Genomic DNA, 12,815 nt, shown 5'->3' on the forward strand with positions numbered 1-12,815 from the left:
CGCGGAAAAGATGCCCGCTCATGCTGCGCGTCCTTCCTTGAGACGGTTTACAGCGTCGCGGAATGCGTCGCCGCGCTCCTCGAAGTCGCGAAACTGGTCAAAGCTGGCGCAAGCAGGCGAGAGAAGGACTGTGTCGCCTTGTGTTGCCGCGTTGGATGCACTTTTGACCGCGCGATCAAGCGTGCCGCACTGCTCGACAGGGACACGCCCCTCTAGCAGCGCTGCAAAGTCCGGTCCGGATTTACCGATGGTGTAGGCTGCTTTGACGTGGCTTAACTCAGCTTCGCATTCGCCCAAAAATGATTCATGGGGCCCCGGTTCTTTCGCCAGCCCGCCAAGTATCCAGTGGACATTGTCAAAAGCGGCAAGAGCCGGCGCAGACGCGGCGGTGTTCGTGCCTTTGCTGTCGTTGACATAGGCGACACCGTCAATCTCGCCGATCCGCTCCATCCGGTGCGGGAGGCCGGGGAATGTTTGGAGACCTTCGCGGATCTGATCAGCAGAAAGATCGAGCGCGAGCGATGCAGACATGGCAGACTCAACGTTCTGTAGATTGTGTAGACCTTGAAGACTTGTCCAACGATGCTGCTCAGTCATCCCAATCGAATTGGGTAAATCTTGACTTTGGAAAAAGATATCGTCCGATACTTCGAGATAGCCGCCACCCGCTCGCCTTCCAATCTTCTGATCAAAAAACCAATTCTGGGCACGTGCTACAGCGGTATGCTGTGCCGACTGCATCTCAAACAACCGCGCTTTCGCCGCTGCGTACTTCTCAAAATCGCCATCATAGCGATCCAGATGATCCGGTGTAATATTCAGCAAAACCGCGACGTCGCAATCGAGGCTAAAGGTCAGGTCAATCTGATAACTCGACAGTTCCAGGACATAGACCCCGCCTTCCGGCAAAGGATCCTGCCCCAATATCGGCAGGCCAATATTGCCGCCCATCGTCGTCGGCACGCCAGCGGTTTTCAGAATGTGATGCGTCAGCGCAGTCGTAGTTGATTTGCCATTGGTGCCGGTGATACCAACCACCTTGTGTGGCGGTAGTTCGCTGCGTGCCTGGGCGAACAGCTCAATATCGCCAATCACAGGCACACCGAAGCCGTCCGCATGCGGCTTTATCGGATGCGTATTGAGCGGCACGCCGGGTGACACCAAGACGCCAGCATAGCCGGTCAGGTCTACCTCCAACGGGTCGGCGATCACGGCGCGGCCCGCAAATGGCTCGCGCAGCTCCGGCTTGTCATCCCACACCAGCAATTCGGCGCCGCTCGCGAGCAGCGCCTCTGCCGTCGCCTTGCCCGAACGCGCAAGGCCAAGAATGGCGTATTTCTTTCCAGACCAGGAGCGGGACGTAATCATCTGAGTTTCAGTGTCGCCAGCCCCAATAGCGCGAGGACAATCGCGATGATCCAGAAGCGGATCACGACCTTGCTCTCGCTCCAGCCCAATTGTTCAAAATGGTGATGGATCGGCGCCATGCGGAAAATCCGCTTGCCCGTTCGCTTGAACCAGAACACCTGAATGATGACACTCGCGGTTTCGACCACAAACAGCCCGCCAACGATCAGCAGCACAATCTCGTGATGGCTCGCCACGGCAATTGCGCCGAGCGCGCCGCCTAACGCAAGACTACCCGTGTCGCCCATAAACACCGCCGCTGGTGGCGCGTTAAACCATAGGAAAGCAAGTCCGCCCCCCATGATCGCCGCGCAGAAGATGGCTAGTTCACCCGCCCCTTCGACGTGCGGGATGCCGAGATATTCGGAATAGTCGACGCGGCCCACGAGGTAGCAGATCAGCGCAAACGTCCCCGCAGCAATGATCACTGGCATGATGGCCAGCCCATCGAGGCCGTCGGTGAGGTTCACGGCATTGCCAAATCCGACGATGATCGTGGCTGCGAACAGATAATAGAACGGCCCCAGAGGGATCGACACATCGCTGACGAAGGGCACGTAGAGATTGGTGCTGACTTGGCCGACAATGATCCATGCGGCGATCCCTGCAACGATGAATTCGGCGAACAAACGCACTTTGCCCGAAACGCCTGCATGGCTGGCCTTGGACACCTTGTCATAATCGTCGAGGAAACCGATCAGACCAAAGCCCGCCGTCACCGCGAGACACGCCCATACAAAGGGATTGCGCAAATCCATCCAAAGCAACAGCGACAGCGACAAGCTGACCAAAATCAGCAACCCGCCCATGGTCGGTGTTCCACGCTTGGCAAGGTGGCTTTCGGGCCCATCCTCGCGGATTGGCTGCCCCTTGCCCTGCCGCACACGCAGCATATCAATCATGCGCGGCCCGATCACAAGGCCTATGAACAGCGCAGTAAGCAGGGTCGCACCAGCCCGCGCTGTCTGATAGCGGACCAGATTAAATAGACCTTCGAATTGTAGCCATTCGGCCAAGAGGTAAAGCATCTCGTGTCCGTTTAACCTTCCTGGCGCGTTAGATGATCGACCAGCTTGCCTAGCCCCATAAAATTTGATCCCTTCAATAAGATCACATCGCCCGCCACCAGACCGAACTCTTCGAGCAAAACAATAGCCTGTTCAGCGTTATCGCAATGCGCATAGCTAGGTGGAATGCCAAGCGATGGTACCATCCCTTTCCCCAGCTCGCGGGCTAGTGCATCCATGCCCTCGCCCACCAATATGGCATGTTCGACATTCGCGTCTTTCAAGGGTTCAGTAAGCTGGACGTGAAACGCTTTCGCCATGTCTCCAAGCTCACCCATTGTCCCGAGCACAGCGATACGGCGGCTGGCGGGCGTCGATCCAAGCTGTGCCAAGGTCGCGCGCATGCTTGCAGGGTTCGCGTTATAGCTCTCATCAATGAGCAATGCCTTGCCGCCCGGCGCCGCAATCTGATGACGCGCACCTCGGCCTTTCAGCCCACCCATTTCAGCAAGCGCCAATCCAGCAGAGCCGAGATCACCACCAGCAGCACCTACCGCCGCGATGACGCACAGAGCATTCATAACCCAATGCTCGCCTGGCTCAGCAACCGTGAAGCACATGCGCCCTTTCGCGTCACCTGATCCGTATTCACAGGTGACCAGCGCCCCCCATGTTCGCGTGGGATAGCATCCAGCAAACGCACATCAGCATACCTGGCAGCGCCGAACGAGACAATCTTCGCCCCTGCCTGCTCAGCATGTTTGCGTAGCCTATCATAATGAGGGCTATCGGCTGGAATGACGGCGGTGCCGCCCTCTTGCAACCCAACAAATATCTCCGCCTTGGCATCGGCAATGGCTTCTTCCGAGCCAAGATTTTCGATGTGCGCAGGCGCGATTGTCGTGATCACGGCGACATTTGGGCGAACCTGGCGCGTAAGTACGTCGATCTCTCCGGCATGGTTCATACCCATCTCGAAGACGCCGAATTCACTTCGCGCCGGACACCGCGCCAGACTCAGCGGAACGCCAACGTGATTGTTGTAACTCCGCACAGAGCGATGCGCCTTGCCTCTGCTCGATCGCTCCAAGGCCGCAAAGATCGCCTCTTTTACCCCAGTCTTGCCAACTGAACCAGTTACTCCGATAATTTGCGCGTCAGTGCGAGCGCGCGCCGCAGCCGCTAGCGCTTCGAGCGCTGCAGCCGTATCGTCGACAAGCACATGCGGATAGGGAACGGGCCGATCGACGAGCGCAGCACTTGCGCCTTTTGCGAACGCCGCATCAATGAAGCGATGACCATCCATCGCTTCGCCCTTCAGCGCGACAAACAAATCGCCGAAGCGCACATCGCGCGAGTCCATCTCGACGCCAGAAAGCAGAAAATCGCCGCTGGCCTTGCCGCCGGTAGCGCCAGCGATTTCGGATGCACTCCATAGCGCCAGCGGAGTATGATCGCTGAGCTGAACTGGCCAGCTTCTCAGTGCGGGATGGCGGAGAGCGGCGAGCGTCATTCGCCAACGCATTCTGCGGCGCATTCACGCGCCACTTCTACATCATCAAATGGAAGAATTCGCATGTCATCCCCAGCACCAATGATTTGCCCTTGCTCATGTCCTTTGCCCGCAATCAACACGATGTCGCCCGCTTTCGACAGCTTGATCGCATCAAGGATCGCAGCACGGCGATCACCGACTTCACGCGCATCATCCCCCGCACCGGTCAGGATATGCCTGCGGATCGCCTCTGGATCTTCGCTCCGCGGATTGTCGTCCGTCACGATGACAATGTTCGAACCTTGCGCTGCTGCGTGGCCCATTTCCGCGCGTTTGCCATGATCGCGATCACCCCCGGCGCCAAGCACCGTTATCAAACGGCCTTCCGCATCTTCTGAGACGTGCGGGCGCAAAGCGGCGATGACTGCGGCAAGCGCGTCTGGCGTATGCGCATAGTCGACATAAACAGGCGCGCCGCTGGGTGCGATCACCGCCCGCTCTAACCGCCCGCGCACCGGCTGAAGCCGAGCGACCGCGTCCCACACACGGTCACGCTCAGTTCCAGTCGCTAAGGCGAGTCCTGCGGCGGTCAGTGCATTGGCGACTTGATACGCCCCGATCAGCGGCAGCTCTATGGCGCGCTCCTGCCCATCATGAACAATCTGGATCTTTTGCCCCAATTGGGTCGGCGTATGGGCGGCGAGACGAATGCCTTCGCCCCGCTCGCCCACGGTGAACACGCGCAATGGTCGTTTTTCCGCGTGTTCGATGGCTCGGCGCGACCACTCGCTCTCGGTCGCGCCAGTCCAGATAACAGCTGTAGCATTCTCGCTCGCCACTTCGTCAAGCAGCCGCATCTTGGCGAGGAAATATTCCTCCATATTCGCATGATAATCTAAGTGATCGCGGCTCAAATTGGTGAAGGCCACAGCCTCAACCGCGACACCCTCATTGCGATGTTGCGCCAATCCATGGCTCGACGCCTCGTACGCAATATGTGTAACACCCTCACGCGCTAAACCGCTGACATTGCTTAGGAAGGTAACAATGTCCGGTGTGGTCAGCCCGGTGGAAACACTCTCATCCGGCGTCGTCACACCTAGAGTCCCAATACTGGCTGCGCGCTCGCCCGCCATCCGCCAGATTTGGCGCGTCATCTCCGCTGTGGATGTTTTTCCGTTGGTACCGGTTACGGCCACGATATGCGGCGGGACCGGCGTGAAGAACGCGGCAGCCAGCTTAGCAAAAGCTCTGCGCGGTTCAGCATGTGCAATGTGAATAGCACCTTCAACTGTTGCCTCTGGCCGCGCAACTATGGCCACTGCGCCAGCAGCAATGGCGGCAGAAATGAAATCTTCGCCGTTAACCTGCGTGCCTTGGAAAGCGCCGAAGACGGTGCCCGGCGCAACCTTGCGACTGTCAATGGCGAAGCCAGTCACATCTGCCACAGCAGCTGCTTTTACCACAGGCATCAGTGCTGCCTCCAGAAGGGATGCCAGCTTCACCGATTGGCCTCAGGAATAAGTGGTTTCAGATCCGAGATGTCGACATCACGATTCTCATCCGGGCGCACGCCCAGCATAGGGCCGATACGCGGAACCAGACGACCAACAATAGGTGCTGCATTCCACGACGCTGTCCGCTGAAAGCTGCTGGCCACTGTGCCGCGCGGCTCATCCAGCATCGCAACCACTACAAATCGTGGGCGATCCATCGGAAATGCAGCGGCGAAGGTCGAAACCAACGATGTGCGGCGATAGCCACCGCGCCCCGGTTTCTCGGCAGAACCAGTCTTGCCACCGACCCGGTATCCGGGCGCATCAGCATTCCTGCCTGTACCATAAATGGCGATCGCGCGCAGCAATTGGCGCATCCGGCTAGAGGTTGATTCCTTGAACACGCGCCGCCCCTTCGGCGCTGCTCCGGGATCCAGCCGGTGCATCGTCGCCGGACGCCAAATACCGCCATTCACCATGGCGGCATAGGCGCTGGCCAAATGAAGCGGTGTAACCGCAATCCCGTGACCATAGCTGACTGTCATATTCCTTAAGCGCGGCCATTTGCCACTTGGCCAGATTGGATGACCGCGCGCAGGAAGTTCAATATGAGGACGCTCGTTCATGCCCAGATCGATCATCGTCTCGCGCATTCGTTCGGGCCCAAGCTCGTCAGCGATACGTGCGGTGACCGTGTTGGATGAGTGAATAAGGGTGCTCGGCACGTTGAGGTAATTGCCGATAAAGTGACTGTCCTTGATGGAAAACCTGCCCACCTTGACGGGTTTCGCATCGTATAACTTACCGAAATCACGAACGACACCGGCATCAATGGCGGCAGCGACTGACAATGGCTTGAACGTCGAACCGAGTTCATACACCTGGTTTGTGACGCGATTGAACATCAGTTCCTGACCGCGCCCATCAATCTTGTTCGGATCAAATTCTGGCAGCGATGCAAGCGCCATGACCTCGCCAGTATCGACATCGAGCACAAGGCCAGCCGCGCCCTTCGCATTCACAAGCTTCATGCCGCGGCGCAGCTCATCCTCCAGCGCGCCCTGCACCCGCATATCAATGCTGAGTGCGGTAGGTTCGCCGCGCAAGGAAGGATCAGTCAGACGGTCATTAAGCACCGCCTCCATGCCGACACGTCCAGAGCCATCCGCAGCAACAAAGCCAAGCACATGCGCGGCCATCGATCCTTGCGGATAGTGCCGGTCAATCTCCTGCGGCATCTCAAGCGCCAGCTCGCCAATGTCCTGAATCTGATTGGCTTCTTCGGGCAAAACGCGGCGGCGAAGATAGCTACCCTTTCCGCTCTCCAAACGCTTCAGCGTCTTTGCGTAGTCCAGCTCGGGGAAAATAGCCTGCAACTCGCGAGCAACCGTTTCCGGCTTTTTCACCAGCGGGGTACCGCTATCGCCCATCGCCTTGGGATTGAACCAAAGGGCATAAGCAGGGAATGCCCGCGCAAGCGGAACGCCGTTACGATCGGTAATTTCTCCTCGATCCGGCAGCAGTGCATCTTCCAAAGAAGTTGCTGCAATGGCGCGATCAGATAGACCCAGAAAGGCAATCTGGATCATCGCCACAATGGTGATGACAGCGAAACCCAGCACAACCCAAAGCACGCGGATCTTTGCGAGCAACAATGTACGTTCGCGGATCGTAGCGAGTTGCACCCGTACCGGTCGGGCGCGCATTGCCTATCGCGCCGAAACCGGCCGCCGCATTCATTGGCGCGCCTCGGTTTGTCGTGTTGTCGGCGTCGTGGGTCGCGTCAATCGACGCGCCAGTTCTGATCCAGCGCCTTCAAGTTCTCCGGCAAATCCGGCAAGCTCAACAGACTGATCAGCCACAGCTGCTTGGGTGGTCACTTCCCGCGCATTGGCGGTCCGCGCGATTACATCGCCCCAACGATCCAGCAGGCCGGGTTCTTCAATCGGCGCAGCTGCCATGGCCACGCGAATGGGTTCTGGCGACCCGGGCGCACGCGGTGTGCCGAGCCTTGCCAATTCCTGGCGACCTTCAAGATATTGGTTCGCGCGCGGTGCCTGATACCCGAATTCAACCGCATTCCATGCGGCCAGCTGACGTTGGCTGGCGCGCGTCTGGAATTCGGTTTCCAGCATCAGCTTTTCCCGTTGCAGGGAAATGATCTGCCGCTCGGCCAAACGCACTTCGCTTCTCACAGCGTTCACATGAAATGTCAGCGCAAGGAAAACGGCCAAGCAGACACCCAGCACGGCGGCCCAGCCAATCTGTCGCAGGCGGCTACCATTGGGAATGGGGGTGTTATTTGCCATTATGCTGCCTCCCTCGCTGGTGCTGCGCTGCGTGTGGCGTGCCGCAGGATTGATGAACGTGCGCGCGGATTGCGCGCCAGCTCCGTCTCGCCCGGACGGATGGCTTTGCTGACTCGCGTAAAAATGGGGGCCGAAACGTCGGCCAGCGGCAGGTGCCGCGAACCAGAGGCGGTCGCAGATGCGTCGCGCAAAAACCGTTTCACAATACGGTCTTCAAGACTGTGAAAGCTCACCACCGCTAAGCGGCCAGTTTCCTTGAGCAAAATCTCCGCAGCGCGCAGCCCTTCGGTCAGCTCGTCCAGTTCGCCGTTCACATGAATGCGGATCGCCTGAAAACTGCGCGTCGCAGGATCTTTTGGCGCACCAGCGCGATACCCCAGGGCCTTGCGCACCACGCGAGCCAGCTCGCCAGTAGTCGTTAACGGACGCGCGGCAACAATCGCCCGCGCAACACGGCGTGACTGACGCTCTTCACCATAGTGATAGAGCACATCGGCAATCTGCGCTTCGCCTGCGGCATTCAGAAAATCGGCAGCACTTTCGCCTTCTTGACTCATTCGCATATCGAGCGGCCCGTCGGACGAAAAAGCAAAGCCACGCTCTGCCTGATCAAGCTGCATGGAGGAAACGCCGATATCCATGACTACGCCGTCCACCTGAGCAACGCCGACATCGCGCATGGCGTCAACCATTTCGGAGAAACGGCGCGCATGAAGAGTCAGGCGAGCAGGATTCTCCCGCGCCTCCGGCCATTTACGGCCCATCGCAATGGCATCCGGGTCACGGTCAAAAGCGTGCACGCTTGCGCCACGCTCCAACAGCGCGCGCGTATACCCGCCCGCACCAAAGGTTGCGTCGATGATGACGTCGCCAGGCTGCGGGTCAAGCGCCGCAATCACTTCGTCGAGCAGAACCGGAACGTGCGGGGCATCGCCAGAGTATGAAACAGGGGAAGTGGAAGCGGAGGTCATTTTTTGCCCCCATCTTCAAGTTCTGCAACGAAATCAGCGCACGCCTCTTTCGCATCATCCCAATCAGAGCCCATCTTCGCCAGTTGATCCGGATCCCATATCGTGAAGAATGCTCCGCCGCCCTGAAAATAGAGCCGATCTTCAATATGTCCGCGGCGCTTCAGGTGCGGCGGCATCACAAATCGGCCACTGCCATCGAAGGGACGTTCAACAAAACCGAAGAGCTGCGACGCGCGTGTATCGCGGTCAAATTCCCGATCAGCGCGATAGGCCAGCTCTTCCTCGCGGTCGAGCTGCTCAGCCAGAGATTTCTTTCGCGAAAGGCCGAAACCCACAAGGCACGGCATGTTCGGGTGACTGCTGAGACAGACTATGCGGTCGCTAGAGCTTTCCTTCAGCGGATTGCGGAATACCGGCGGCAGGACATACCGACCCTTATCGCTCGCAAGCGACAAAGCCTGTCCACTATATCCGCCAAACTCCACCATAACTCCCCAACACGACCGCGCCCAAAACCCCTGCGCCAACCCCTTACATCAGACACAACACCTCTGGCCCGCCCACGCATGCGCAGACGGCTCGCATTGCCAAGGGCAATACGCAGCACAGAATCCTCTGTCTGATGGAGCACTGAAATAACGCGCCGATCAGAAGGATGGAAGGAAAATCTAGGGAATTTTGGGGATTTGTTTGTATCTTATTGTTATATATGTATTTTATTTCATGTAAAAACGTTTACCAAACCTCGATTTGGTCGAGTTTCCGAGAGATGGAGTGTCAAAAAACCAGAAATCCCCAAATTTCGCACCATGAGAGTCGCGCTCGCACCAAAAATCCCCAATCTTTGAAACGCATGACCGTCCGACGGCAATGACTAGCGCGAAAAGGCGTTTTCCAAGAGCGATCGGAGCGCCTGAGAACCAGCAACCTCATCATGCGCTGTGAAGTCGAGAATATCGGCATCTGCGATTAACATCGCTCGCCCCTCTCCAACAATGCAACGTGCGACCAACCCATTGCCAGAAATATCGCATTGCGTTTCGAAGCCGTTCCCGCTGATCTGGAAAGCCCCTGCGAGATTGACCGGTATGACATCTTCAAACGCAGGTTCAAGTCTAGCCGCAGGCTCCTGAGCAGGATCGAATGTCAGCTCCAATCCCCAACGCGCAAAGATCGGTGACAGGAGAGCCACAGCCTGCGGTCCGCGGGCATCACCAAGTGCGAAGCGGGATTCCTGTGTGATGAGAGGATCAGCAAAGATCGTAACGCGCCCTCCCGCCCGAACCCATTGATCCAGAGCCAGATTTTCTTCCGGAGACAGGCCTCGCGGTTGCGCCAGCAATAGCAGATCAAGGTCGGACAAAGCATCCGGCGTCAACGCGTCCAATGGGACCAGATCAAAGCTATCATCGATAGCCGCACGCACCCAATGTGGTTCGCTCTCACCTGAAATGAGATCACCAAAAGTCTCTGTTTCCTGCCAGTAGATTGGCAGGCTTGTCATCAGTCCAAGCTCGACGCGCTCAGAAGGCGTCTCGACACGGTTCTGTTTATCGTCGTCACACGCGCTAAGCACCAGCGAAGCGCAAACCAAAGGCCAGAACATCTGTGTTTTCTGCATTCGCGGATTACTGCTCTTTGGTAGTCGGCCCTTCAGGCTCGGCCAAATCGCGGCCCTCAAGAACATCCTCACCGAGACCCTGTTCCGGTAGGATCGGCGCGTCAGGCTGCGCTGTCGGCGTTGGCGTTGCAGGCAAATCTGGTACGACCCCAGCCTCGACCAAAGGATCGGACCGCGTAGGCTCCTCGACTGGCTCGGTCGTCGCCATTGCTTCAGGCACCGCGTCTTCATCGGCAAGCTTGGCCCGCCCTTCGATCAGGCTCGCAAGACCAACGAGCAAGGCAATGGCCACAACGCCGCCAATGCCCATTTGCAGACGCTGCATGGCCTGCTCGCGCGTGCCGCCAAGCGGCGCGACGTCTTCTTGCGGCGGATCGATTACGAACCGTTCGTCTTCGGATAGGGCCATGGCTACAAAGTAAGCATCACCGAGATTGGGTCAATGCTACTCTAACCACTCAAACACCGGCAGCTCTTTGCTTGCAAGCCACTCCGCATTGTAAAGCGTTGAAAGATAACGGAAGCCCGTATCACAAAGAATTGTCGCCACGCGCGGGTTCTCGCGTCCATCGGCGACGAGCTTTCTGCCTAGTTCCACGGCCCCAGCGACATTGATGCCGCTGGAAAGGCCAAGACAAAGCCCCTCTTCACGAAGGAGCCGTGCAACCCATTGCAAGCCAACTTCGTCAGAAATACGAAACTGTGTATCAATCGGCGCACCTTCCAGATTAGCGGTGATCCGACCCTGCCCGATACCTTCGGCAACCGAGGACCCTTCTGACTTCAGTTCGCCCTCGGCAAAATAGCTATAGAGCGCCGCGCCATGTGGGTCGGTAAGTGCGATCTGCACATTTTCGTCGCACTCTTTCAAGCCCAAACCAACACCTGCAATCGTACCGCCAGTCCCCGCTGCGCAGGTAAAGCCATCAATGCGGTACGTCCAGTTGCTCCCACAATTCCACCGCCGTGCCTTCGATATGCGCTTTACGATTGGCAGTGTTGTCAAACTGATTTGCCCACACTGCCCCCTCAGTTTCCTCGGCCAGACGGCGTGAGGTGTGCACAAAGTGATTGGGGTCAGCAAATTTGGTGGGCGGAACGAGAACAAGTTGCGCACCCAGTGCCCGCAATGTGTCCATCTTTTCCTTGGACTGATTGTCCGGCATCACAATAATCGTGCGATAGCCCAAAGCGTTCGCCACCAACGCGATCCCGATACCAGTGTTGCCAGCCGTGCCCTCAACAATGGTTCCGCCAGGCTTTAGCTCGCCGCGCGCCTCAGCATCGCGAATGATGCCCAGCGCCGCACGATCTTTTACGCTCGATCCCGGATTGGCAAATTCACATTTGCCATAGATGTCGCAGCCAGCCTCTTCACTGGGGCCAGCCAGGCGCACAAGCGGAGTGTTGCCGATCAGATCAAGCGTCTGACCGAAGGGGGAGGTGATGTTCATGATGCCGAGTTAGGCGGCGCTGCGCTCATGCGCAAACAACATCAATCTTCCGGTGCGATAGTTACCTTCAGGCCATCCAGTTCAGCCGTTAGCGGCACCTGGCAGGAAAGGCGCGAGGTCTCACTGCGATGATCGCTGCTTTCGAGCAAATCGTCCTCGTCCTCAGTCATTTCTGGCAGTTTGGCCGCAAATTCCGGGTCGACATGGATATGGCACGTAGCGCAAGAGCAGCACCCGCCGCACAGGGCGAGCAGTTCGTCAAATCCATTGTCGCGAATAGCCTCCATCACGGTCAGGCCATCGTCGGCTTGAACTTCGGATGTTTCGCCTTCGCGCGTCGTGACGATCAGTTTGGGCATTGCGAATGTGCTCCTGTTTGTGCTTTGCGGGCGGCTGCTAAGGCGATTAGGCCTGTTTGGCAAGCGAGGTGGAGATGGGTTTGACGGTTGATCATATCAAGACTGGCGTCGATGCAGTTGGCGCAATGGAACCAAAGATTGCCAGCGCTGCCGCCATTGCTGGCTATCCGGAACCGCGCATCCGCCCAACCGGCTATAAGACTTTGCTGCGCACAATTGTGGGGCAGCAGGTCTCCGTCGCGGCGGCGGCATCGGTTTGGAACAAGCTGGAGGCGGAGTTGGGTGAAGAGTTCACACCGCAATGTGTTTTGGACCGGGATTTCGACACGCTGCGCGCTTGCGGTTTGTCACGCCAGAAACAAGGCTATGCGCGTTCATTGTGCGAGCTGGTGGCAACCGGTGCAGTCAATTTCGACAATCTGCCCGAGGATGATGAAGAAGCGATTGAGCAGCTCACCCAGATCAAGGGCATAGGGCGCTGGTCTGCTGAGATTTACCTGCTGTTTGCAGAAGGGCGCGGCGATATATGGCCGGTACGGCGACCTGGCCGTGCAGGCCGGTTTGGCAAAATTGCTGGAGCTCGACGAGCGTCCAAGCGAGAAAGAAACGCGCGTCCTTGCGGAACCGTGGAGCCCGCATCGAGGGGCCATGGCGATCTTCACATGGCACGTCTACAACAACCCGGCACTATAACAG

General features: G+C 57.9%; 10 protein-coding genes and 3 pseudogenes. 1 reads left to right on the forward strand and 12 read right to left on the reverse strand.

Annotated elements, in window-relative coordinates; all coding sequences use genetic code 11:
* Positions 1-18: 18 nt before the first annotated feature.
* From murD to ACZ1GM_RS12820, 12 genes and pseudogenes are all read right to left on the reverse strand, one after another.
* On the reverse strand, positions 19-1,368 hold the full coding sequence (gene murD / locus ACZ1GM_RS12765) for a UDP-N-acetylmuramoyl-L-alanine--D-glutamate ligase (protein ID WP_472676787.1): 1,350 nt from the start codon (positions 1,366-1,368) through the stop codon (positions 19-21).
* The gene (gene mraY / locus ACZ1GM_RS12770) at positions 1,365-2,435 is read right to left on the reverse strand and encodes a phospho-N-acetylmuramoyl-pentapeptide-transferase (RefSeq protein WP_472676788.1); all 1,071 of its coding nucleotides are present in this window, start codon (positions 2,433-2,435) and stop codon (positions 1,365-1,367) included. The genes murD and mraY overlap by 4 nt, the downstream gene beginning before the upstream one ends.
* Before the next feature lie 11 nt (positions 2,436-2,446).
* Positions 2,447-3,927 (reverse strand): annotated as a pseudogene (locus ACZ1GM_RS12775) (UDP-N-acetylmuramoyl-tripeptide--D-alanyl-D-alanine ligase).
* Positions 3,924-5,414 (reverse strand): UDP-N-acetylmuramoyl-L-alanyl-D-glutamate--2,6-diaminopimelate ligase, encoded by a 1,491-nt coding sequence (locus ACZ1GM_RS12780; protein ID WP_472676789.1) that lies wholly within the window; start codon positions 5,412-5,414, stop codon positions 3,924-3,926. Before ACZ1GM_RS12780 ends, ACZ1GM_RS12775 begins: the two are co-directional and overlap by 4 nt.
* Positions 5,411-7,111 carry a peptidoglycan D,D-transpeptidase FtsI family protein gene (locus tag ACZ1GM_RS12785; protein ID WP_472676790.1) on the reverse strand — a complete coding sequence of 567 codons (1,701 nt, stop codon included), beginning with the start codon at positions 7,109-7,111 and terminating at the stop codon, positions 5,411-5,413. Before ACZ1GM_RS12785 ends, ACZ1GM_RS12780 begins: the two co-directional genes overlap by 4 nt.
* Before the next feature lie 30 nt (positions 7,112-7,141).
* Entirely contained in the window at positions 7,142-7,714 is a 573-nt protein-coding gene (locus ACZ1GM_RS12790) for a hypothetical protein (protein ID WP_472676791.1), read from the reverse strand.
* Positions 7,714-8,685 (reverse strand): 16S rRNA (cytosine(1402)-N(4))-methyltransferase RsmH, encoded by a 972-nt coding sequence (gene rsmH, locus ACZ1GM_RS12795; protein ID WP_472676792.1) that lies wholly within the window; start codon positions 8,683-8,685, stop codon positions 7,714-7,716. Before rsmH ends, ACZ1GM_RS12790 begins: the two co-directional genes overlap by 1 nt.
* On the reverse strand, positions 8,682-9,173 hold the full coding sequence (locus tag ACZ1GM_RS12800; protein ID WP_472676793.1) for a division/cell wall cluster transcriptional repressor MraZ: 492 nt from the start codon (positions 9,171-9,173) through the stop codon (positions 8,682-8,684). Before ACZ1GM_RS12800 ends, rsmH begins: the two co-directional genes overlap by 4 nt.
* 386 nt (positions 9,174-9,559) lie before the next feature.
* Entirely contained in the window at positions 9,560-10,306 is a 747-nt protein-coding gene (locus ACZ1GM_RS12805) for a Gldg family protein (protein WP_472676794.1), read from the reverse strand.
* A 7-nt stretch (positions 10,307-10,313) separates the two neighbouring features.
* On the reverse strand, positions 10,314-10,715 hold the full coding sequence (locus ACZ1GM_RS12810; RefSeq protein ID WP_472676795.1) for a hypothetical protein: 402 nt from the start codon (positions 10,713-10,715) through the stop codon (positions 10,314-10,316).
* 36 nt (positions 10,716-10,751) lie between these two features.
* A pseudogene (locus ACZ1GM_RS12815) lies at positions 10,752-11,760 on the reverse strand (cysteine synthase A).
* 41 nt (positions 11,761-11,801) lie between these two features.
* Positions 11,802-12,119, reverse strand: a complete 318-nt coding sequence (locus ACZ1GM_RS12820; RefSeq protein ID WP_472676796.1) for a 2Fe-2S iron-sulfur cluster-binding protein — start codon at positions 12,117-12,119, stop codon at positions 11,802-11,804.
* 74 nt (positions 12,120-12,193) lie between these two features.
* Here ACZ1GM_RS12820 and ACZ1GM_RS12825 point away from each other — a divergent pair.
* Positions 12,194-12,812: pseudogene (locus tag ACZ1GM_RS12825) on the forward strand (DNA-3-methyladenine glycosylase family protein).
* Positions 12,813-12,815 lie beyond the last annotated feature (3 nt).

This window comes from Qipengyuania sp. JB2-7, from assembly GCF_055693485.1.